Source organism: Flavobacterium endophyticum (assembly GCF_003634455.1).
Classification (GTDB): domain Bacteria; phylum Bacteroidota; class Bacteroidia; order Flavobacteriales; family Flavobacteriaceae; genus Flavobacterium; species Flavobacterium endophyticum.
Map to the genome: position 1 here is coordinate 591,928 of NZ_RBLC01000001.1, position 24,067 is coordinate 615,994.

The window sequence follows — 24,067 nt, forward strand, 5'->3', positions numbered from 1 at the left end:
ACTAATTTTCGAAGCATGTATTGGTATCGCCTTCAAGTTGAAAAAGCGTTGTGACTTGCTGCGGGGTCAGTACTTTTTTATAGACACGTAAGTCATCAAGATATCCTTCGAAATTCTTTCCTATTATATAATCAAGAGCCTGCGTATTTAAGAATATATTGGATACATCTTCTGAGTTTCTTAAGACGCCATCTCTGTACATTTTAACATGATCAATATTATTAGGAGTATCATGCTGTACGGTAACCACTAGATGGTGCCAATTTGTAGTATCATTCCACAAATTTTGATCTACGTTCCATGACATATCCCAAAGTCCGCCCTGAGGCCAAAAAACTAGAGGCGTATTTCCATCATAAACACCTACACCAAAAGTTGTTGGATATGGCATGCTTCCGTTTGATTTTTCAAACATGCGCTCAAAATCTCCTGCTTCTGTATTCTGCATTCGGAACCATAGGCTGACAGTTACAGAACTACCTACTTCTATATTACGAGCTGTAGTCGTATTGAGCGTTAAGAAGTTTGTACGAGTAAATGAAATCGCGCTATTTGCATTGCCGCTTCTATCTGTAACAAATGTTGGAGCCGCAGCAGGAACAGCCAAATCTCGACTAACCAAATCTCGAACTTCATTGGCAAAAGGCATGTAAATAATCAGATCGTTGGTCAAAATATTCGGGTTCGGACATATATTATCGACACAGTCCTGAATCGCTCCCAACATTTCTATATTGTTGCGGATCGTGACCTCAATGCCGTTTCTATTTGTTATTGTAATCGGATAATCGACTGCGTAAAATTCGTTGTTGCCCAAATTGAAAAGCAACAGAAAAAATTCCAAGTCATTATGAACTGTATAGGTATGCGCGAGCTGGAAGTTGCTGTTATACCCAAAAACGCGTATCGGATAATGGATTGAAACGCATGCAATGTTTCGCTCTCCTGGTTCTGGCTCCTGGCAGTCGTCTCTCAAGGCATTGAATTGTGTTTCATTTTGCACGACAACTTCTCTGTAGTCTGGATAAACAATCGTAATAGGAAATACAAAATCTACATAATCGTGATCAGCATCTGTTACCTCAAAAATGTCGTTTACCAAATGATAATCATTTTCTGTATTGATGGTTACTGCCTGGCTGTTTACAATCAGGCTGACTGGCAATTTCACGCTAAAGCAGCTTGTGCTGTCAATTATATTGTCGTCTGCCGTTGCATTCATCGCTACTCTTTCGAAAAGCCCTGTCAATGGTGCCGTCTTACTCAGAGTTTCCTCATTCTGCTTGGTTTCGTTTTCTTCATCCTGGCAGGACACTGTAAAAGCGGCAATACAAATACAGCCCAGTACTAAAAATGATTGTAGAATTTTCTTCCTATTCATGATTACTAAATTTATTGGTTTGGTACTAAAACAAGCATTATGGAAAATACCCTACCCGACAAAACTTCTTTTTTTAATTAAAAGCTATATTTGATACAACTAAAAAAAAACTGAATATAAAAGTAGGGTTTTTATCAACTTGGCTGTTATACAGAAGGACTGTCTTTTAAACTGTATGAAAGAAATAAAAAAAATTGCGGGCGTCTGCGAAGAAATCGTCTTTTCAGATTTCTTCCGTTCCAACGCAAAAACCTTGCGGAATTATTTATTTTATAAGTTCGGCAATGAGGAACAAGCGAATGATATTTCTCAAGAAGCTTTTGTAAAGCTGTGGGAAAATTGCGCCGATGTTCCGTTAGAGAAAGCAAAATCTTTTATTTTTAAAGTGGCGAATAATGCTACTCTGAATCAGATCGCACATCAAAAGGTAGTTTTGGGATATGCCAAAAAAGAAAATCCGGCGCAGCATACTAACGAAAGCCCCGAATTTATCCTAGAAGAAGAACAGTTCAAGAAAAAACTCGACCAAGCAATACAGAATCTGACGGAAGGACAGAGAACGGCTTTTCTTTTAAACAGAATTGATGGCAAAAAATATAGCGAGATTGCGGCAATACTAGACATCAGCGTCAAGGCCGTAGAAAAAAGAATCCACGGAGCGCTGGTTTCACTACGTCAAGAAATCGAAGCGATAAAGTAGGGTTTTTGAGCGCTGATATGTTTTAACAAAAAAAAGTGATGGAAAATAATTTTGACTTAGCAAAATGGCTGGCTGGAGAAATGACCGCAGATGAATTGGAAGCTTTCGAGAAGTCGCCCGAATTCAATACGTATAAAAAGATAAAAGAACTTTCAGGCCAAATGGAAGCGCCTGCTTTTGATGCCGAAAGTTCCTATCAAAACATAATGGGCCAAGCTAAAGAGAAACCTGTCGTTAGATTGCGCAACAATTGGTTTTTGAAAGCTGCGGCTATCCTAGTCATTGCTTTGGGCACGTTATTTATTTTGAAGTACCAGATTACGAGCACAGAATATGCCAATGCTGGAGAAAAAACCACTTTTCTTTTACCTGATGATTCCGAAATTGTGCTGAATTCTGATTCTGAAATCCGATACAAAAAATGGAACTGGAGCAGCAACCGAAGCTTGGATTTAAAAGGGGAAGCGTTTTTTAAGGTTGCCAAAGGCGAAAAATTCGATGTAAACACCAGCTTAGGAAAAGTAACGGTAGTCGGTACTCAATTTAATGTAAGAGTTAGGAATACTAATTTTGAAGTAGAATGTTATGAAGGCAAAGTAAAAGTAGCTTTCAACAATAAAATACTATTTTTAGAAAAAGGAAGCAGTGTTATTGTCCGAAGCGGAAAACAGCTACAGTCCTTGCCGCTAACTACCGATAGGCCAAGCTGGCTTTTAAACGAACTAAAGCTCAATGTTGCTTCTTTGAACGAAGCAATTAGTGAAATCAAACGCCACTATGCTGTTGAAATTGAACATTCTAAAATTAGTTCCGATCAGTATTTTACCGGAATATTGCCTTTAGACAATATCGATACTGCCCTTGAAATCTTATGCAAGACCTATCATTTGGATTATATAAAAACCTCTGATAAAAAGATTACCTTGATAAAAGAATGACGAGACTCATCCCCCGGCTGCTGTTATTTTTTTTCTTTTTCTTAGCTTTCCAATCAATCTGGGCGCAAGAAAAGAGCACGGCCGTACCTTTAAAAGAGATTCTTGTCAGCCTATCCAAACAGCACAAAGTACAGTTTAATTTTATTGAGGAAGAAGTAGCGCCTCTTTTTCTGATTCCGCCAGCATCTGAACTGAAATTGCCCGAAAAACTAAGCTATTTACACAATCAAACAGCTTTGGATTTTGAAATCATAAACGACCGCTACATTGTTGTCGCTTCAAGAAAAAAACAAAAAAGTGCTACTAATATTGCCTTAAAGCCAAGCGACAGCATTCCGATCGCTCTCGAAGAAACGATTATAGAGAAATACCTAACTAGTGGAATTTCTAAGACCGTAGAAGGGAGCCTTATCATAAGGCCAAAACGATTTGGGATTCTTCCGGGACTGACAGAGGCTGATGTCCTGCAAACCCTTCAGCAGGTTCCAGGAATTTATAGTGCCGACGAGACGATTTCTAATATCAATGTCAGGAGCGGCACACACGACCAAAATTTATTTTTATGGAACGGAATTCGGATGTTCCAGACTGGACATTTCTTCGGCTTGATTTCTGCTTTCAATCCGTCGCTTTCGCAAAAGATTTCCATTTCAAAAAATGGAACTTCTGCGTTTTATGGAGAAAGCGTCTCGAGCGTCATCGATATTTCTTCTATCCCTGGAACTATCGGAACTACCGCGTCAAGCCTAAGTTCTAACTTGATCAGCGCGCAATTTAATTCCAAGATAAGGCTTTCAGAAAATTCAAGCTTCCAGATTTCAGGAAGACGTTCTTTTACCGACTGGGCTACTTCCCCAACCTACAAGAACTATTACAATCGAATCTTCCAGAATACCATCGTTACGAATCTCGAATCCAACGAAGTGTCGAATTACCATACCGATGAAAAGTTTTATTTTTATGACTTTACGGCCCAATACCAGCAGAAAATAGGTACTGCTACTCAAATAACCGCCGCTTTTATCGGAATCAATAATTCTTTAAATCTTGACCAGAAAATAACTTTTGACGGTATTTTAAGATCCCGAAACAGCGATTTAGAACAGCAAAATTTTGGCGGTGCCCTTTCTTTGAAAACAGGTTGGAATGAAAAAAATTACAGTACAATTAGTGGCTACCTTTCCTATTATAATCTAAATTCAAGGAACGAGGCTGTCGAAAACACCCAGACGCTAGTACAGCAGAATACCGTTATCGATATGGGATTTCGATTGGAAAATAAACACATCCTTAATTCAAATCTGGCTTTGAATACGGGATATCAGTACAATGAAATTGGAGTCAGGAATTTTGAAAACATCGATAATCCAGGATTTTCGAGAATCATCAAGGAAGTCTTGAGAACCCATTCGTTGATTGCAGAAGCAGAAATACATTCCAATGACAAGCGTCTTTTCTTGAAACCAGGTTTACGCTTCAACTATATTGAGGAATTGGAAACGTATCTTTTTGAACCGAGACTGCAATTCAATTACAAATTTAATGAAGAACTAAGTATTGAGGTTTTAGGTGAGCAGAAAAGCCAGACGGCTTCACAGGTTATCGATCAGCAACAAGATTTTTTAGGTATTGAAAAAAGGCGCTGGATTTTGTCTGACGACGATCAGATTCCAATTCAAAAAAGCCATCAGATTTCCATCGGACTGACTTACAAGACTGGGCAATGGTTGGTTTCGTTAGATAATTTTTATAAAAAGGTTACTGGAATCTCAACGCCAAGCCAGGCTTTCCAGAATCAATTAGAATTTATAAAGATTAATGGCGATTATAAGGTGTTGGGATCCGAGCTTTTGGTACAGAAAAACTTTAACCGCTTTTATTCTTGGGTCAGCTATAGCTTGAGCAACAGTGACTATAAATTCGATTCGCTTATACCTTCGGAATTTGCCAATAATTTCCAGATTATCCATAGTATCAATTGGGCCGCCATCTATGACTGGCAAAATATTAAAGTGGCTTTAGGCGCAAAATGGAATTCTGGAAGGCCCGAAACAACTCCGGCGACAAATCTTTTGGATTTCAGCAATCCAGCAAAGCCCGAAATCAATTATAGTTTTCCAAACAATAAAGACCTGAGTGATTATTTTCAAGTGAATTTTTCGGCTTCTTATAGCTGGAAATGGAATTCAAAAAATCAATTAGAATTAGGCATTTCTGTCCTCAATATACTAAACAAAAAAAACACAATTAGTCGTTATTATAGAGTAAATGGCAGCAACAATACCATTGAAAGTGTCAATACATATTCTTTAGAAAGAACGCCTAATGCTTCGTTGAAATTCAATTTTTAGCAAAAAAAAAGCCAGTCTAACGACTGGCTTACTTAATTTATTATGGATTCTTCTCAAAGGTCAGATAATCCGTGCCTCCGTTTCCTCCGCTGTCATCAACAAGCCTGATTTTCGTCGAAGTCCTTTCCACAACATCCCAGTCATCACTCAACTCAACAAAAGCTGTTGGAGCAGAAAAAAGGATATTAAAGTCGATGTCGTCGCTAGGGCTGTCGTCATTGTCGTCAGTTACGGACCAGGTGCCTTCGTAAGTATTGGTACCATTGGTAGCGGTCAGTAAACTGGTGCTTCCAAAAGTAAAATTATAGCCCGTAAAATCCGCTGTTTCGTTATTCCCGCTATCAATATAGCTGGTAATTCTCCATGTTCCTGAAGTTACCGTATTGACAACTTCTTCTACTGTGGTGTTTGATGGCGAACTACTATCGTCATCTGAACTGCATGCCGTCGTAAAAAGGAACGCTCCGGCACATACTGCAAAAATTAATTTCTTTTTCATGGTTTGGTTTTTTATTGTCAAAAAACAATTGGTTAACAATAATATAACGGCACCAAACCTTTTTTTAGTATAAAAAACGTTTATTTTAGAATTGGAAGTAGATAAATGGCTGCGGTCCTGCGGTTGCGGTCGCGTAGACAATCCAGTAGACAAAACCTAGAATCAAGGCCTTTCCAATTAATGGTGTCTTGTCAAAAGCCAGCTTCATGTTCTTAGTAATTCCTTCTGGAAGGAAATGCCATACATAACCCAACAGCATCAAAAGGAATACATTCTTGTAGCCGGAAATAATGATCTGCCATTGCTTCGGATCGAAAGTCAGCTGTCCTATATTATTGATGATCTGCAATGCCGTATCAAAATCTTTCGCCCTGAAAAACAGCCAGCAGAATACGACAAAATGGAATGTCAGCAGGATGGAGAAAAACCTCCAGATGTAGTCAAAAACATTCTTTTTGGCGTCTTTTTTGGAAGGAAAAAATTCAAGGAAAATTTTGTGCACAGCCAAGGCAACGCCATGCAGGGCACCCCAAATGATAAAACGAAGGCTGGCACCGTGCCATAAGCCTCCCAAAAGCATCGTCGTTAAAAGATTCACATTCGTGAACATTGTTCTTTCTCTGTCTTTAGACAAGATGAAAGTCAAGCTGAAAAGGACTAAAGAAGAAACCGCAATAATCAGCGGAATATGGCTTATGGTAGAATAGCTGATTCCCCAAATAACCAACCCGAAAAAGAACAAGGCTGGAAATAAAAATCCTGCAAAAGAACCATGACGGTTTCCTCCAATCGAAATATAAAGGAAGTCTTTTAGCCAAGTTGATAGCGAAATGTGCCATCTTCTCCAGAATTCTGTTATCGAAGCTGATTTATAGGGCGTCCTAAAGTTGGTCGGCAATTTAAATCCGAGCAATAATGCTACTCCGATTGCCATATCCGAATATCCGGAAAAGTCGCAATAAATCTGTATCGCATAGCCATAAGAAGCCATTAGATTTTCAAAAGCTGTATAGCTTGTCGGCGCATCAAAAACACGGTCGACAAAGTTTATGGAAATATAATCTGAAATAACTGTTTTCTTGAGAAGACCTCCAATTATAAGGAACAAAGCATTGTTTACGTCTTCTTTGGTAAGATTTAATTTTTGGTAAATCTGCGGCAAGAAATCTTTTGCTCGTACAATCGGTCCTGCAACCAACTGCGGAAAAAAGGAAACGAAAAATAGGTATTCTATATAATTGTTCGTCGGTACGATTTCTTTCCTGTAGATTTCAATAATGTAGCTTATCGACTGAAATGTGTAGAAGGAGATTCCGACAGGCAATAGTATCTTATGCAGTTCGAAATGTCCTTGAAACATATCGTTATAGGTACCAATCAGGAAATTGGTGTATTTAAAATAACCTAAAAGTCCGAGATTCAAGATAACGCTGAGCCAGATGTAAAACTTACGCCAGCCTTCGCGGTTTTCCCGATAAATCACGCCACTCAGATTGTAATCGACGACAGATGACAGGATGAGTAACAGAAAATAGACGCCGCTCGACTTATAATAAAAGAAAAGCGAAAATAGGATGACATACACCAGTCTCAAGTAAAAAGTCTTGCGCATAAAGGCATATACCAGATAAAAAATCAGGAACATTCCTAAAAACAGTCCTGTATTGAACAGCAAAGGTTCTTTCGGATTGTATATAAACCAGCCTTTCACTTGTTCTAAAGTGAGTACTCCAAAGGTCTGCGTAAACCAGTCATTTATGCTGTTGATTGTCATTAATTCTCTATGCCCGATTTAAAATTACTGTATGCTTTTAGAAGTGCTTCTGATAATAAATTCCCTTGCTTTTCATATCCTGCTTTAGAATAATGAACTCTGTCACCCGACATTAATCCTTTGGCCGCATTTCTGCTGACGCCGTATAATCCTCCAAACTGAGAATACAAGTCCCAGACAGCAAAGCCTTTTGTTTCAGCTGATTTTAGGATATTTTCTGAATAATCGGCTGCAAATGTATTTGGAAATTTTCGTTTAAACAAGGATGGCGGCGGTGTCGATATAAGAACAGGAACATTTAGCTGCTGTGCTTTCAGATTTTCTAGAAACAGGTTAAGCTGCACCATATATTCCGAAGAGACCATCTTGTCAAAAGTTTCGTTTGTTCCTAAAGAAAGTACGATCATGTCAGGTTGTAATGCTTTTAACTGCTCAAAAAACAACGGATATTTGTTGTAATCAGAAAATTTTGCTCCATTTACACCGATACTGCTATAAATTACCCCTGGGTTATTATTTTCAAGCACTAATCCGTTTAAGGCAAATTCCGAAGTTTCGGGATTCGGAATAAGATAAATCTTGCTCAAGACAGTTTCGCTTTTATAATAATGCGAAAGTGCATCGGATTGTACTTCCAGCGGAATAAACTCTGACCGTGAAATGGATTTCTGCTGCATTTCATTCGTCGGAATCTTTAGTGTTTTTCCAGCTCGGATATTATTTGACTTTAAGTTGTTTGCTTTTTTCAACTGCGAAACCGAAATGCCATACTTTTCGGCAATAATCGATACCGCCTCTCCTCTTTTGATTTTGTGCGTGATCTTTTTCGGAACCGAAGACTCCATCACTATTGTTTTTGAAGCTGTAGCCACATCAAACAAATCTTTATTTTTTGGAGTGATAATCTTGATCGTGTTGAAGCCATACGAACTGTCTTTTACATTGATCTCGATAGCAAAATCTTTGTTCTTTGTCCACAAACCGATACCGCTCAAGCCAACAGGATTTCCGATTACCGGATAGATATTTCGGTAGCTTTCCCAGCTCCTGTTTGATGAAAATCGTTCATTATAGGAACCATTCGTTTTTGCCAAGCTGTACGGAAAAATAAATCCTCTGCCACCATTTCCGAATTCTCCTTGTAGTTTCTTTCGAATGACATTCGTCATCAGGTCGGCTTGGATATGAGAGTCTCCGATATGCACAATGTTGATCTTGCCTGATTTATTTTGCTGGCTAAAGCTTAATTTTTCAAAAAAAGGCTTCAGCGTTTTAGCATTGTGAATGTGATTGTCTGGAATTACGATGATTTCCGTCGTATCAATTGCCGCGACAGTATCGATTTCCACAAACAGAGAATCCGTTTGTGCATACGACTTGACAGCTGTTACGAGGCATATCAGATAAAAAAATAATTTTAGCTTATGCATCTACACTGTCTTTTTTAATTCCTGTTGAATCAGAAGGCTTCTTTTCAGCAGGCTTTCTTTTCTTTCTTAAAGCTTTATATTTTTCATAACCTTGGTTGAGCTGTTCATACAGCAAGCCGGCTATTTTTTTAGCACCGCGGTGGTTAAAATGCGTATAATCTTTATTGGCTTTTGCTGGTTCTTCTTCTACCCATTTTACCATAGAGCCATCGCCGCCCATCAAAGTATATAGGTTTACGAATCCAGATTGCGTTTTCAAAGCATATCTTTTTTGCGCTGTTGTCAATGGAACTACGGCAGAATCGGTTTTCATTTCCAAGTCGTATTTTGTAGACTTATCGGCTGTCGAAACAATCAAGATGGCAACTCCAGGAAAGCATTCTTTCAGGTGATTTACCGTTTTTGTCATGCTTCTGTCGTACCAAGTATAGTCTTTAGTTCCGTAATTCAAGACGTTTGTCCCGTAGTGCAACACGATTAAATCGTAGCCTAATTTACTGTTGAAAGCTTGCATTACAGCTGGATTAAAGGTTGAAATCGGCAATCCAGAGTTTCCTCTTTGTGAAAAATTATCCACGTGGACACCTTTTCCGTCATCAAAATTGAAACCGAAAATCGGAATAGAATCCGCTTTTATAAAATCAGCCTTAAAGCTTTTGACACTGTTTGAAGATATCTTTAATGTATTGACCAAACTGTTTGGTGTCAAGCTTTTTACGATAGTATCTTTTCCGATGATAACATCTACTTTTCCGTTAAGATTGGATGACCTTCCGTAGAAAAGCGTCGGATTGTCAAGCATGGTCGCAAACTTTGCGTTATTCGCCTTGAAGCGTATCCATTCTACATGAGCCGTATCATTTGCAAAAAAGACATGCCCGTTGACTCCAAACGGACTTCTAGGCCTTTTGACATTCAAATAGGATTGGGTTTTCCAGTTTCCTGAATATTGGTGCGTGATCGAACTTCTGGAAGCCGCAGATTCTGATGTTATGGAAACAAAACCAACGCCGTGACCTCCAAACTTTGTCTGGTAATCGGCTCTTAAATCTTGAACAATCATATCGCCATCGGTCATCGAATCTCCGAAATAGGCGATTCTTACACTTTCTGATTCTGGATTTGTTTCTAGCTGGTACAATTTCTCATAAAAAGAAATCAGGTACTGATAGCCTTTGTAGTCTTCAAATTTTTCGGCAGGGAAAGTAATCCCTAAAGTCGGATCAAAGACAATTTTTTCATTAATCAGCGTATCTTTTGCAGTAGCCTTGACATCTTTGGCAACAGCATCCAAAAGCATGCTGTCGATCAGGACGTTCTTTGAATTTGGAGCACCTTCGGAAAAAATTTTCTTTGGCAGAAACTGCTTGAATCCAATAAAAGCGCCAGCGGCCAAAAGCACGATTGCAAAAGATTGAAAGAAATAAGAATTCGTTTTCACTACGATAATTATGAGTTAGGAATTACATTCTTTCAGGAACATCAATTCCCAAAAGGCTAAATGCTGAAGCGATGATATCGGCTACTTTTTTTGACAGCTGGACACGGAAAACCTTTTCATCAAAGTTGTCAGAGCCTAGAATCGGAACGGCTTGATAAAACGAATTGTATTCTCTTACGAGTTCGTAAGTATAATTCGCAATCAATGCCGGGCTGAAATTCTGTGCCGCATTTTGAATAATCTCTGGGAAAGTTTCCATCTGCTTTAGCAGTTCTTTTTCTTTTTCGTGCAAAGAAATAGAAGTCATGGTGCTGAAATAGTCAAAATCTGCTTTTCGTATAATCGACTGGATTCTAGCGTAGGTATATTGAATAAACGGACCTGTATTTCCAGCAAAATCGACAGATTCTTCGGGATTGAACAGAATACGTTTTTTAGGATCTACTTTTAAGATATAATATTTCAAAGCACCTAATCCGATGGTTTTATAAAGCTTGGCTTTTTCTTCTTCGGAATAATGATCGAGCTTGCCCAGTTCTTCTGAAATTGATTTGGCCGTTTCTGTCATATCTTCCATCAAATCATCGGCATCCACAACGGTTCCTTCACGGCTTTTCATTTTTCCTGAAGGCAAGTCAACCATTCCATACGATAAATGGAAAAGATTTTGGGCCCAATCGTATCCGAGTTTTTTTAAGATCAGAAACAACACTTTAAAATGATAATCTTGCTCATTTCCAACAGTATACACCATACCTCCAACATCTGAAAGGTCTTTCACACGCTGGATTGCAGTTCCGATATCTTGCGTCATATAAACAGAAGTACCGTCAGAACGCAAAACTAATTTTTCGTCCAAACCATCTTCTGTCAGGTCAATCCAAACCGAACCGTCAGTTTTTTTGTAAAAAACGCCTTTTTCCAAACCTTGTTCCACGACATCTTTTCCTAATAAATAGGTATTGCTTTCGTAATAATACGAATCAAAATCAACGCCTAGGTTTTTATAGGTTTCGGCAAATCCGGCATACACCCATTGGTTCATCATTCTCCAAAGGTTCATGACTTGTTCATCACCGGCTTCCCACTTTTGCAGCATTTCCTGAGCTTCTACAATAATTGGCGCTTGCTTTTTGGCTTCATCTTCTGATTTGCCTTGCTGCATTAATTCATTGATCTGGCTTTTGTAGGCTTTATCAAATTCGACATAATATTTTCCGACCAACTTATCGCCTTTCATCTTAGAAGTTTCCGGCGTTTCATTGTTGCCAAATTTCTCCCAGGCCAACATCGACTTGCAGATATGGATTCCTCTGTCGTTGATGATTTGCGTTTTATATACTTTTTTGCCCGAAGCCTTGATAATTTCGGCTACCGAATAACCCAAAAGATTATTACGAACATGGCCTAAATGTAATGGTTTATTGGTATTTGGAGAAGAATATTCTACCAAAATCGCTTTTTCATTTTCTTTTGGAGACACAAAACCGAAGTTTTCTATGCCTCTGGTGTTGGCGAAGAAATCCAGATAATATTTATCAGAAATCACGATATTCAAAAATCCAGAAACAACATTGAATTTTTCGACTTCTGCAACATTTTCAACAAGATAGGTTCCGATTTTATTTCCAAGCTCCACAGGATTACTTTTGATAAGCTTCAGCAACGGGAAAATCACCATGGTGATATCACCTTCGAATTCTCTCCGTGTTGCCTGAAATTCTATTTTGTCAATAGTAACTCCAAACAAAGCGGAAACAGCTTTTTCAATCTGCGGTGTAAGAATTTGAGATAATGTCATTTTAAGTAATTTTTAAGCGTGCAAAGATACTAATTCTGTCTGAATTTAGGCAATAGGAAATTCCATTTATCAAAGATAGATTTTCTTTTTGCTTTGGCTGAAAAACCAGTTCTATTTTTAGCAGGCAAGTAACAAAACTTAAAACCGCTCGTCTCAAATAAACAGGCCTGTTGACGGCTAAAAAAGTCATGTTAACCAACAAATTTAGCTAGTTGGAAAGATGTTATAAGTGGAGTAAGCACAAAATTCAAATTTCCTGTATGGGCGTACTTAGTGCTTCCTATTTTTGCCATCTGTTTAAAAATAATGGGAGCGTTGCCTAGAGCACTATTTAACATTATAAGAAATTTATCTAGATCATAATTTGTTTTTGAAAAATCAAAACAATACAAATTCGATTGAATTTTCTTTCTTATAAATGTAAATCTGTAAGATTTATAATATAGAAAGCCCTAAAACATTACATTTCATCGTATTAATTTGCATTTCGTCGATGCTTATCTTTATCTTTGCTAAGAACTTTCAAATAAAAGCCCCAATTTTTATTAAGTAAGTATCAAAAAATTGATTTGCCCTGATTAATTTTGATATGAAAAAAAACCTATTGATTCTATTGGCTCTATTGCCAATACTCGGCTATTCGCAGGCAATAACTGTCGATACCTCAACTCGCACGGTGCCACAACTTGTAACAGACGTTCTAATCAATTCCCCTTGCACAGAAGTAACGAATATCTCTTGGCGAACCGGAACTAATTTTGGCTCCAGCAATGGAATCGGTTATTTCCAAAATACCAATCCAAATTTTCCAATCAGCAGCGGCGTTGTCTTGACAACAGGAGATGCCAATAATGCTCCTGGACCTAATACTTCGATTCTTAATGACGGAAATACTCCTGCGTGGGTAGGCGATACGGATTTAGAGAATGTGCTTGCTGCGGCAGGAATTACAATGAATTCTGTCAATGCTACTGTTCTTGAGTTTGATTTTGTTCCTATTTCGTCAAATTTTAGCGTAGATTTTCTTTTTGCGTCTGAAGAATATGGCAACTCACAATGTAGCTTTTCGGATGCGTTTGCTTTCCTGCTCACGAATCAAAATACGGGCGTGACCGAAAATCTCGCCGTGATTCCAAATACGACTACACCTATTTCGGTTTTGACCATACGTGATTTTTTATATAATTCGAGCTGTGCTTCCGCAAATGCTGAATATTTTGGAAAGTTCAATGGAGGTTCTGAAGCTTCTGGCGCTGCCATCAATTTTAACGGACAGACGGTTCTTTTCCAAGCCGCATCAGTCTTAATCCCAAATACACCTTATCACATAAAACTGGTTATTGCTGATCGATCCGACTATAAATCTGATTCTGCGATTTTTCTTTCTTCAGACAGTTTCAATATCGGACAAGACGTCTTAGGTCCAGACCTGACCATTGCAAACAATACCGCAATCTGTCAAGGCGGAACGCATATCCTAACAACAGGATTGAGCACAGACACCTATTCTTTTGCTTGGACACAAGACGGAGCGCCAGTTGGAGGAAATGTTGCCGAACTTAGCATCAGCGATCCAGGCACTTATACCGTTACGTATAATAATATATTGTTTCCGTGTGAAGCTCCTGTAACAGATTCGATTATCGTAGAATATTATCGACAATTAATTACTCCTGACCCTGTTCCGCTATACAAATGCAACACAGGACAGCCTACTTATAATTTCGACCTGTCTTATAACACTCCGATTATTTTATCTGGGATCGATCCGGGCGTGACGGTTTCGTATCATGCGAACCGAATAGACGCTGGTAGTGGAGAAAACATCCTGCCAGCTATCCGCCAGAGCGCTGGAAACGAAAGCATCTACGTAAGAATCACAGACACAAACGGATGTGTAACCCTAAAATCATTTGACCTGCTTTTGATTACGCCACCAACCGCTACAGAGCCAGATGATATTATAGAATGTGCCATTTCTTTAAATTCTACAGACGGAAATTTCACCTTTGCATCGCAAGATACAGCCGTGTTAGGTGCACTACCTTCTTCTGTTTATAATGTTTTGTATTACACTTCTTTAGAAAACGCACAAGCAGGCACAAATCCGCTACCTTCTGCAGATTATATTACAGGAGGGAATCAAACGATTTATGTGAGAATCGAAAACAAGACCGATACCGATTGTTACGACACTACAAGTTTTGAGATTTTTGTCAAAAATTTGCCTGTAGTTGATATTCTTCAAAACATAATCGTTTGTGACCAGCACGAATTGATTGCTTTGACAAATGGTAATTATTTTTCAGGGCCTGATGGCACAGGAACGCCATTGCTTCCGGGTGATATTATTACAGAAACACAAACCATTTATATCTATAACCAATCTGGCGGGATTCCAAATTGTTCTAACCAGAGCAGCTTTAGAATCACGATTATTGATCCAGAATCACTTACTCCTCCAGACGGAAGGCATTGTACAAGTTATGTTTTGCCAGGTTTGGAATTCGGAAACTATTTTACTCAACCCGGCGGAAACGGCACGCAGATACCTTTCGGGACTGAAATTACAAGCACGCAGACAGTTTATGTATATTACAGATTTCCAGAAGAACCATTCTGTATCGTCGACAGCAGTTTTGAAGTAGAAATAATTCCTTTCCAAAAACTTCCTGAGATCGTTTCGGTATTTGACTGCGATTCGTATATCTTACCTACTCTAGCCTTTGGAAATTATTATACTCAGCCGGGAGGAACCGGAACGATAATTCCAGGAGGAGCTACAATTACTACTACGCAGGCTATTTATGCGTATGTGCAAAATGATATCTGTGTAGATGAAAAGCCATTTACCGTATTCATTGGAATAGATACGCCTCCCAACGCTGAAAATTGTTCCAGCTATACGCTTCCACCATTGCCAATCGGAAATTATTACACCGGACCAGCGGGTTCAGGCACACAAATTCCAGCCGGAACAGTAATCACTACAACCCAGACCATTTATGTGTATGTGGCAACAACTGAAGTGCCAAATTGTACAGACAATATACATTTTGAAGTCACCATTACAGATCCATTCCCAGCAATACCAAACGATGTTACTATTTGTGGCAGTTATGTATTACCTGCAATTACCGTTGGAAATTATTACACAGCACCGGGAGGAACAGGAACAATGCTTTTAGCTGGACAGACCATAACTTCAACCCAAAGAATCTATATTTACAAGCCGATTACACCAGGACAGAACTGTACGAATGAGATAAGCTATATGGTGACCATCAATCCTATTCCTCAGATTAGTTCCAGATCCGACATCGGTCCAACTTGTACTCCTTATACTCTGACACCTTTGGCTGTAGGCAACTATTATACCGCACCTGGTGGAAACGGAACCATGCTTTCTGCTGGCGATGTGATTTCTGAAACCCAGACTATCTATATTTATGCCACGACAACCACAGAACCGCCATGTAGCGCCGAAAACAGCTTTACGATTACGATTGTAGGAATCGAAGCCGATTCTCCAGATCCTGTAATCAGCTGCGACAGTTATTTACTTCCAGCTTTGACTGTAGGTGACTATTTTACTGAAGCTAATGGCCAAGGAACCATGCTAAACGCTGGTGATGTAATCTCTACAACCACAACCTTACATATTTATGCAGAAATAGACAATCGCGGCGAAATTTGTTCTGATGACAATTTATTCGAAATTACGATTGCTACGACTCCTGTCGTGAATCCTATTCCAGAAGACTTAAAAATTGCTTGCGACAATGATGCCGTCAATGACGGTTTTACCTCGGTTGACTTGACTGTTTTTTCAGATTTTGCATTAGGAAGCCAGCTGCCGGAAGATTATATCGTCGAATATTTTGAATCCGAAAATAATGCGCTCACTAGGACAAATCCAGTTACAGCATCGGCAATAAAAAACATTTATGTGCGAATTTCAAGCAGGATTTCAGATCGCTGTTATGCCATAATGCCGATTCGCATAACCGTGCACCGTGTACCAGAGCCGCGTCCGCGAGGAGGAACAGTTTGTATAAACAGCGAAACCAATCAGCTTGTAAGCTCGCATACCATCCAAACCGGACTCAGCACATCGTTGCATACTTTCCAATGGTTTAATAATAATGTACTGATTGCTGGCGCTACAGGCAGTTCCTACACAGCGACAGCTCCTGGTTCGTATTCGGTAATTGCAATGAGCAATGCAACGGGATGTTCTTCCAATCTGATTACGGTTGAAGTCATACGCTCAGAAAAACCGACTGTAACCTATACCGTTAACAATAACTTTGGAGACAATCAGAGCATCACGGTCATAGCAACCGGAGTCGGCGGCAATTACGTCTACCAACTTGACGGAGGGCCTTTCCAAGAAAGCAATGTGTTTGAGGATGTTGCTTCGGGCGAACATACGATTACAGTAAATGACCTCAACGGATGTGAAAGCACTACCATCGTGGCTCTTGTCATAAACTATCCGAAATATTTCACTCCAAACGGCGACGGCTATAATGATTATTGGAATATCTGGGACTTATCGCACCAGCCAGAAGCCGTGATTTATATTTTTGACCGTTACGGCAAGCTCCTGAAACAGATAAAACCTTCTCAACCGGGAGGCTGGGATGGCTTCTACAACAATGCTCCAATGCCATCGACCGATTATTGGTTTAAGGTTATCTATTTAGAAAATGGTACTACAAAAGAATTCAGGGCACATTTTGCCATGAAGCGATAAATACCAGTAACAGCTAACATTCAGTTAATCAGAAGGCTTCTATTTTAGAAGCCTTTTTATTGTTTGGAATGATTTTAAATATCAAAAAAAGTGTAACATATTTTAAATTTAATAGTCTAGTAAGCAACAAAAAAATTGTCCAATTTATAAAAAGATGTTAATTTTTGTATAAAATAGTACTATGCATTACATATTACAAGAAAAAGAAATACATTTGCAACATCAAAATCAATCAAAAAAAGCTAAATGAAACTAAAATTATTCTTTCTGTGCCTTATTATGCCAATGCTTTCGTTGCATGCGCAAAATAATCTTACAATCTCAGGGAAAGTAACCGACAAGGCAGGACAGCCGATTTCTTATGCAACCGTAACGGTCAAAGAAGGCGAAACTGTCATCACCGGAAGCATCACGGATGACAATGGTGACTTTGAAGTAAAAGGACTTGCTCCTAAAAACTACAATGTAGAAATACAATTTATCGGCTACAAGCCGTATAACGGAAAAGCGGATCTTACCTCTGGGCAAAAAGGTTTCTCACTGAACAAAATTACTCTTGCCGATGAAGCAACACAGCTTGAAGGCGTAGAAGTGATTGCGGAACGTTCTACTATCGAGCAAAAAATCGACCGAAAAGTAATCAACGTTGGACGTGATTTGACAACAGCTGGAGCAACAGCTTCAGAAATTATGAACAATATTCCATCGGTGAATGTAGACCAAGACGGAAAAATTTCCTTGAGAGGAAATCAAAACGTTAGAGTCTTAGTTGACGGAAGACCGACCAACATGGATCCGGCTCAATTGCTAAAGCAGATTCCTTCAACTTCTATCAAAAAGATTGAGCTGATTACGAATCCAAGTGCGAAATACAATCCAGAAGGTATGTCTGGGATTATCAACATCGTATTGCATAAAAATTCAAATGACGGTTTTAACGGAAGCTTGAATGCCGGAATTACGTTTGCCAAAGAGCCAAAATTCAACAACTCTTTGGATATGAACTACAGAACTGGAAAAGTAAATTTCTTCGGAAACGTGGGTAGCAATTTCGGAAAATACTACAATGACGGTTTTATCCAAAGATTCGACAACAACTCACAGCAAATTCTGGATATTGTAAACGACAATGAATCGTACTTGTATAAAATTGGTATGGATTATTATATCGACGATAACAATACGCTTTCTTTCTACACCAACCAAAACGGAACTGACGGAACAGGACATGTAAATACCGACATCCGATACTTGAACGGTGATCAGCCAAATGTATTGCAATTAGGAGAATATCTTACAGACAACAATAGCGGTGCTTATAATTTAGCGTACAAACATAAATTCGCAAAAGAAGGCCATACTTTAGATTTTGAAGGAAACTACAATGATTACAAGCAGACACAGCATGCTAATTTTGACACGACTACTTTTGAAACTCCAATTGAGTCTCTAATTTATTCGGACAAAATTGTAGACAAGAGAGAAAACACGACTTTGAACTTGGATTATGTAAATCCATTAAATGAAAAATCGACTTTAGAGTTAGGTGCTGAGGCAAGAATAATCAGAACTACAAACGATTACAATACTCAAAATCCGATCTCTCCTTTTACGATTAGCCATTATGATTATGACGTAGATATTTATTCAGCCTATGCTACTTTTGGTCAGAAGTTCGAAAAATTCAGCTACCAAATCGGAGCTCGTTTTGAAAGCTATAAAGTAAAAGCAAATCTGGAAAGCAACAACGTAGATCCAGATCAAAGATTGAAAAAATTTGATGATGATTACATGACTGTATATCCGTCAGCTTATTTCACATACAATCTAGATGAGAAAAACATGTTCCAATTGAGCTACAGCCGTCGTGTTGACAGACCAAGTTTGGAACAAACAAAACCAATCAGGGAGTTTTCTACGCCATTGGTTACCGGTTTAGGAAATCAAGAACTAGAGCCTCAATTCACAAATTCTGTTGAATTGAACTATACAAAAATGTTTGGAAAAGGTTCTTTCACCGGAGGTGTTTACTACCGATTGATCAATGATGAAATCAGCAGAGTTTTGTATTCTGATGAGACTACAGACAATCCAAACGACTTGATCATGAGCTGGGCGAACTTCGATAACAATTCAGCGTATGGATTTGAATTGTCTGCGAACTATAAAATTACAAAATGGTGGGATGTTCAGCCTTCGATAGATTTCTCAAACATTTCGCAAAAAGGTTTGGTTTCTGTATTACGACCTGGAACAACCGATGTATTTGATTTCGTTAGAAGAGAAATTGATGCCTCTGCTTTCAACGCAAGAATGAATAGCAATTTCAAAGCAACAAAAAGCTTGAGCTTCCTTTTATTCGGTTTCTACAGAGGCGGCGTAAACGGAATCCAAAACGACAGCAGGGAAATGTACAAAATTGATATGGGTGCCCGTTATGCGATGCTAAACAACAAATTGTCTTTCAGCGCTCGTTTCAATGACGTTTTCAATATGATGGAATATGGTTTTGACAGCCGTAATCCGTATCCAAGCACAGGTGTTTTCAGATGGGAAAGCCAAAGTCTTTACTTCGGAATCAACTATATGTTTGGAGGTGGTAAAAACAGAGCTTTGCAAAGAAAGTATCGTGAAGACAACACGAAACAAGGCGGCGGAATGTTCTAAAAATGAATTTTTAGGTTTTTATATATTGGGTTAGAAATGAAAAACTCGGAAGTGATGCCTCCGAGTTTTTCTATTTTATAAAGTCTTGTTTATGGATAAACCTGTATCTCTGCTCCAATTTTTACGGCATCGTACAATTCATCAACTTCAGCATCTGTCACAGCTATACAGCCAGCCGTCCAGTCTCTCCATCGGTGGAATTTTGAAATATAGCCCCTTCCGTTTCTAAGTCCATGGATTTTTATATCGCCTCCAGCTGGTTTCCCTAGCCTTTTTGCCTTCTCTAAATCATTTTCATTGGGATAAGAAATGCCTAGGTTTTTATGAAAAGCGCTATTCGGATTCCTTCCGTCAATACTATAAATTCCTTCGGGCGTCTTGTAATCGCCTTCAAATTGTTTATGTCCGACAGGATTCTTTCCTAAAGATATTCTATACGTTTTCAAAAGCACGCCTTCGGAATAAACCTTCATTCTTCTTTTCGATTTGAAGACTTCAATCCGATCAATTTCTTTTCCTTTTGGCAGCTTGCTTTCGGGATAGAAATAATAGGCGGCGATAATAAGAAGGATTATTATGAAAATCATGGTGGAGGTGCTAAGGTTTTGAGGCTCTGAGAAGCTAAGAACTATGGCTTTAAAGCTTTTCAAACTTAGAACCTTAGCGCCTTAACTTCTCAGCACCTTATTCTACCATTTAATCACAGCGCTTCCCCATGTAAAGCCACTTCCGAAAGCGGCCAAAACAACAGTATCGCCAGATTTAATTTTTCCTTGCTCCCACGCTTCCGTAAGTGCAATCGGAATAGAAGCTGCAGTAGTATTTCCGTATTTCTGGATGTTATTATAAACTTGATCGTCAGTCAGCTTAAACTTTTGCTGAATGAATTGAGAAATTCGAAGATTTGCTTGATGCGGAATCAGCATATCGATATCAGAAACTTCTAGATTGCTTGCTTTTAGGCCTTCCATGATTACTTCGCTAAAACGAACTACAGCATTTTTGAATACAAATTGTCCGTTCATGTATGGAAAATAACTTTCGTCATTCGGATCATTATCTGCAATAATATCAGTAACCCAGCGACCGCCCATTCCTGGTGCCTTTACGATCAGTTCTTCGGCGTATTGGCCTTCAGAATGCAAATGCGTAGATAAAATTCCTTTGCTCAAATCTTCTTCTCTTGATAGGACCGCTGCTCCTGCCCCATCGCCAAAAATTACGGAAACACCTCGACCTCGGGTTGTCATGTCCAATCCTGTAGAATGTACTTCCGAACCGATAATTAGTATGTTTTTATACATTCCGGTCTTGATGTATTGGTCGGCAATCGACAATGCATATACAAATCCAGAACATTGATTTCTGACATCTAACGCGCCAACAGTATTCAGTCCTAAATCTCGCTGTACTAAAACGCCAGGCCCAGGAAAATAATAATCAGGACTTAGGGTCGCAAAAATTACAAAATCGATATCTTCTTTTGCTACTCCAGAACGCTCGATCGCAATCTTAGCGGCTTTTACGCCCATGGTCGTAGTCGTATTTCCGTCGCCTTTTGTGATGTGGCGTCTTTCTTGAATTCCAGTACGTTCTTGAATCCACTCATCATTCGTGTCAATTATTTTTGACAAATCATCATTAGTAACTCTATTTTCAGGAACATAATATCCTAAACCTGCAATTTTTGAATGATACATATTTTATTATTTCGTTAAAAATCAGACCGCAAATTTACGCATCTGCGAATTATCTATTGCACAAGTTAGTAAATATTTCGATATCAGCAATCCAACCATTTTTATTGAAAGGTATTTCAACAAGATTAACCGCATTATTAACGAAATATTTTAGCGTATGTAACAACCTTGACTTATTTTAGACAAATATTCATCAACTATAACACATAATCTATGAAATTAAAGTTATCCTTGCTTTTCTTGCTTGTCGGGCTGTCCGGATTTTCGCAGGAAGAGCTTACTTACCAAAAGCCTTCCAAAGAAATTTTGGAGCTGGCAGATTACGAAAGAGCTCCATCGGTTACTATGGATACCAAAAAAGAATATATGCTTCTTTCGTACCGAAACACCTATAAGACTCTGGACGAACTAAATCAGGAGGAATTACGATTGGGCGGCTTGAGAATCAATCCGATTACCAATATTTCAAGCACTGTTACTTACATCAATAATATCAAAGTCCGTAAAATTAAGGATAAGAATGAGATCCAAGTGACGGGCTTGCCGCAAAATCCAAAAATCAGTAATATCGCATGGTCGCCAGACGAAAAGAAAATTGCTTTTTCACATACGACAGCTACGGGCGTAGAATTATGGGTTTTGGATATTGCTTCAGCGAAAGCAACACGATTGACAGACGCGACTGTAAATGCGAACATGGGCGGACCATTCAGCTGGTACAGAGACAACCAAAGCTTATTGGTTAAAATGCTTCCGAAAAATCGTCCTGCCTTGATCGATTCAAAAAAAGACCTTCCAAAAGGGCCTACGGTTTCTACAAGCGACGGTTCGAAATCACAAAACAGAACCTACCAAGATTTATTAAAAAACAAGACCGACGAAACGAATTTCGAAACTTTGGTAACTTCAGAATTATACAAAGTCGATCTTAACGGAAAGGCATCGTTGTTCAAAAAAGCCGATTTGTACGCTGGAGAAGGCTTTTCTCCTGACGGAAATTACATCTTGATCACAACTATTCAAAAACCATTCTCTTATATCGTTCCTTTGAGCCGTTTCCCTATGAAATCCATAGTTTACGACCAAACCGGAAAAGAAATAAAAGTAGTCAACGAAGTGCCTCTTTCTGAAATTATGCCAAAAGGATTTATGGCTACGAGAAAAGGAAAAAGAAGCATGAGCTGGAGAAGTGATGCGCCTGCAACACTTTATTTCGTAGAAGCATTAGACGGCGGAGATCCTGCAAACAAAGTAGATTTTAGAGATGAAGTTTTCTTATGGGAAGCTCCTTTTACTTCAAATCCGACTTCTTTAGCAAAGACTGCACAACGTTATGGAGGAATTGTTTGGGGAAATAACACAACTGCTATTTTATATGACCAATGGTATGATACTAGAAACGAGAAGACCTATCTAATCAATCCGTCGAATCCAAATCAGGCACCAAAAGTAATTTTCGACAGAAATTCTCAAGATATTTATTCTGATCCGGGAAGTTTTGAAACTGTAAAGAATCAATACGGAAGACAAGTACTGGCGTTAGAAAACGACAATGCTTTCTTAATTGGAGAAGGTCATACAAAAGACGGACAGTTCCCTTTTATCGACGAATTCAACATCAAGACATTCAAACCGAAACGTTTGTATCAATCAAATTATAAAGATAAAGTCGAAAGCATTTTTTCTATTGAAGATTTCAAAAAAGGCGACGTTTTGGTTCAAATTCAGTCAAAAAGCGAATATCCGAACTATTACTTCAGAAATATCAAAAAGAAAAATCAACTGACACAGATTACGGATTTCAAAAATCCATTTGAAAGCATCAAGAATGTTCACAAAGAAGTCATCAAATACAAAAGAAAAGATGGCGTTGAACTTTCTGGAACCTTATACCTTCCTGTCGGATATGATATGAAGAAGAAAGAAAAGCTTCCTTTGTTGATCTGGGCATATCCAGAAGAATACAAAGACAAAAACAGTGCGGGACAAAGCGCTCAGAATTCAAACGAATTTACGTTCCCGAATTACGGTTCTTTTGTATACTGGGTAACAAAAGGCTATGTTGTCTTGGATGATGCTTCTTTCCCGATTGTAGGAGAAGGAACAACTGAACCAAACGATACGTTCATTACTCAATTGGTAGACAATGCCGCTGCAGCTATCGACGCCGTAGATAAATTGGGCTACATTAACCGCAAGAAAGTTGCTGTTGGAGGTCATTCATACGGTGCGTTTATGACCGCAAACTTATTGACGCATTCTGACTTATTTGCGTGCGGTATTGCACGTAGTGGTGCTTACAACAGAACACTTACGCCATTCGGATTCCAAAGCGAGCAACGTAACTATTGGGAAGTTCCTGAGGTTTACAATACGATGTCGCCTTTCATGAATGCTGAAAAGATGAAAACACCATTGATGTTAGTTCACGGAGATGCTGACAACAACCCTGGAACATTTACGTTGCAGACAGAACGCTATTTCCAAGCATTAAAAGGACTTGGAGCACCTGTTAGAATGGTATTATTGCCAAAAGAAAGCCACGGATATGCTGCCAAAGAAAATATCCTGCACCTACTTTGGGAGCAAGACCAATTCTTAGAGAAACACTTGAAAAACTAATACT

Annotated in this window: 14 protein-coding genes; 6 read left to right on the top strand and 8 right to left on the bottom strand. The window is 38.8% G+C overall.

Annotated features, from left to right (window positions below; translation table 11 throughout):
- Position 1: 1 nt before the first annotated feature.
- Positions 2–1,381, bottom strand: a complete 1,380-nt coding sequence (locus tag CLV94_RS02985) for a LamG domain-containing protein (protein ID WP_121374962.1) — start codon at positions 1,379–1,381, stop codon at positions 2–4.
- 175 nt (positions 1,382–1,556) lie between these two features.
- On the opposite strand from CLV94_RS02985, the gene CLV94_RS02990 reads away from it, so the two are divergent.
- The 3 genes from CLV94_RS02990 to CLV94_RS03000 are packed head-to-tail and all read left to right on the top strand — an operon-like array spanning position 1,557 to position 5,370.
- A complete protein-coding gene (locus tag CLV94_RS02990) occupies positions 1,557–2,081 on the top strand; it encodes an RNA polymerase sigma factor (protein WP_121374963.1) in 525 nt (174 codons plus the stop codon).
- A gap of 38 nt (positions 2,082–2,119) precedes the next feature.
- Positions 2,120–3,019, top strand: coding sequence for a FecR family protein (locus tag CLV94_RS02995; RefSeq protein ID WP_121374964.1), 900 nt, complete (start codon positions 2,120–2,122; stop codon positions 3,017–3,019).
- Positions 3,016–5,370, top strand: a complete 2,355-nt coding sequence (locus tag CLV94_RS03000; RefSeq protein WP_121374965.1) for a TonB-dependent receptor plug domain-containing protein — start codon at positions 3,016–3,018, stop codon at positions 5,368–5,370. The genes CLV94_RS02995 and CLV94_RS03000 overlap by 4 nt, the downstream gene beginning before the upstream one ends.
- A gap of 40 nt (positions 5,371–5,410) precedes the next feature.
- Here CLV94_RS03000 and CLV94_RS03005 read toward each other — a convergent pair whose 3' ends face one another.
- The 5 genes from CLV94_RS03005 to argS all read right to left on the bottom strand — a co-directional run bounded on the left by CLV94_RS03005 (position 5,411) and on the right by argS (position 12,315).
- Positions 5,411–5,869 (bottom strand): hypothetical protein, encoded by a 459-nt coding sequence (locus CLV94_RS03005; protein WP_121374966.1) that lies wholly within the window; start codon positions 5,867–5,869, stop codon positions 5,411–5,413.
- An 85-nt stretch (positions 5,870–5,954) separates the two neighbouring features.
- A complete protein-coding gene (locus CLV94_RS03010) occupies positions 5,955–7,643 on the bottom strand; it encodes an MBOAT family O-acyltransferase (RefSeq protein ID WP_121374967.1) in 1,689 nt (562 codons plus the stop codon).
- The gene (locus CLV94_RS03015; RefSeq protein ID WP_121374968.1) at positions 7,643–9,073 is read right to left on the bottom strand and encodes a LysM peptidoglycan-binding domain-containing protein; all 1,431 of its coding nucleotides are present in this window, start codon (positions 9,071–9,073) and stop codon (positions 7,643–7,645) included. The genes CLV94_RS03010 and CLV94_RS03015 overlap by 1 nt, the downstream gene beginning before the upstream one ends.
- Positions 9,066–10,514: an SGNH/GDSL hydrolase family protein gene (locus CLV94_RS03020; RefSeq protein ID WP_121374969.1), complete on the bottom strand. Its 1,449-nt coding sequence runs from the start codon at positions 10,512–10,514 to the stop codon at positions 9,066–9,068. The genes CLV94_RS03015 and CLV94_RS03020 overlap by 8 nt, the downstream gene beginning before the upstream one ends.
- 22 nt (positions 10,515–10,536) lie before the next feature.
- Complete coding sequence (gene argS / locus CLV94_RS03025) at positions 10,537–12,315, bottom strand: arginine--tRNA ligase (RefSeq protein ID WP_121374970.1); 1,779 nt, start codon at positions 12,313–12,315, stop codon at positions 10,537–10,539.
- 589 nt (positions 12,316–12,904) lie between these two features.
- Here argS and CLV94_RS03035 point away from each other — a divergent pair.
- Together CLV94_RS03035 and CLV94_RS03040 are read left to right on the top strand one after the other, a co-directional pair.
- A complete protein-coding gene (locus CLV94_RS03035; protein ID WP_121374972.1) occupies positions 12,905–17,074 on the top strand; it encodes a T9SS type B sorting domain-containing protein in 4,170 nt (1,389 codons plus the stop codon).
- A gap of 246 nt (positions 17,075–17,320) precedes the next feature.
- Positions 17,321–19,741: a TonB-dependent receptor gene (locus CLV94_RS03040; protein WP_121374973.1), complete on the top strand. Its 2,421-nt coding sequence runs from the start codon at positions 17,321–17,323 to the stop codon at positions 19,739–19,741.
- Positions 19,742–19,830: 89 nt separating this feature from the next.
- Here the strand turns inward: CLV94_RS03040 and CLV94_RS03045 are convergent, their stop codons facing one another.
- Entirely contained in the window at positions 19,831–20,328 is a 498-nt protein-coding gene (locus tag CLV94_RS03045; RefSeq protein WP_121374974.1) for a L,D-transpeptidase family protein, read from the bottom strand.
- Positions 20,329–20,430: 102 nt separating this feature from the next.
- Positions 20,431–21,441, bottom strand: a complete 1,011-nt coding sequence (locus CLV94_RS03050; protein ID WP_121374975.1) for a 3-oxoacyl-ACP synthase III family protein — start codon at positions 21,439–21,441, stop codon at positions 20,431–20,433.
- Between the two features lie 213 nt (positions 21,442–21,654).
- Between CLV94_RS03050 and CLV94_RS03055 the strand changes: the two genes are divergently transcribed.
- The gene (locus tag CLV94_RS03055; protein WP_121374976.1) at positions 21,655–24,063 is read left to right on the top strand and encodes a S9 family peptidase; all 2,409 of its coding nucleotides are present in this window, start codon (positions 21,655–21,657) and stop codon (positions 24,061–24,063) included.
- Positions 24,064–24,067: the final 4 nt, after the last annotated feature.

Coding starts and splice junctions, on each gene's coding strand:
- CLV94_RS02985 (WP_121374962.1), bottom strand. CDS start 1,381: ATGAATAGGAAGAAAATTCTACAATCATTTTTAGTACTGGGCTGTATT.
- CLV94_RS02990 (WP_121374963.1), top strand. CDS start 1,557: ATGAAAGAAATAAAAAAAATTGCGGGCGTCTGCGAAGAAATCGTCTTT.
- CLV94_RS02995 (WP_121374964.1), top strand. CDS start 2,120: ATGGAAAATAATTTTGACTTAGCAAAATGGCTGGCTGGAGAAATGACC.
- CLV94_RS03000 (WP_121374965.1), top strand. CDS start 3,016: ATGACGAGACTCATCCCCCGGCTGCTGTTATTTTTTTTCTTTTTCTTA.
- CLV94_RS03005 (WP_121374966.1), bottom strand. CDS start 5,869: ATGAAAAAGAAATTAATTTTTGCAGTATGTGCCGGAGCGTTCCTTTTT.
- CLV94_RS03010 (WP_121374967.1), bottom strand. CDS start 7,643: ATGACAATCAACAGCATAAATGACTGGTTTACGCAGACCTTTGGAGTA.
- CLV94_RS03015 (WP_121374968.1), bottom strand. CDS start 9,073: ATGCATAAGCTAAAATTATTTTTTTATCTGATATGCCTCGTAACAGCT.
- argS (WP_121374970.1), bottom strand. CDS start 12,315: ATGACATTATCTCAAATTCTTACACCGCAGATTGAAAAAGCTGTTTCC.
- CLV94_RS03035 (WP_121374972.1), top strand. CDS start 12,905: ATGAAAAAAAACCTATTGATTCTATTGGCTCTATTGCCAATACTCGGC.
- CLV94_RS03040 (WP_121374973.1), top strand. CDS start 17,321: ATGAAACTAAAATTATTCTTTCTGTGCCTTATTATGCCAATGCTTTCG.
- CLV94_RS03045 (WP_121374974.1), bottom strand. CDS start 20,328: ATGATTTTCATAATAATCCTTCTTATTATCGCCGCCTATTATTTCTAT.
- CLV94_RS03050 (WP_121374975.1), bottom strand. CDS start 21,441: ATGTATCATTCAAAAATTGCAGGTTTAGGATATTATGTTCCTGAAAAT.
- CLV94_RS03055 (WP_121374976.1), top strand. CDS start 21,655: ATGAAATTAAAGTTATCCTTGCTTTTCTTGCTTGTCGGGCTGTCCGGA.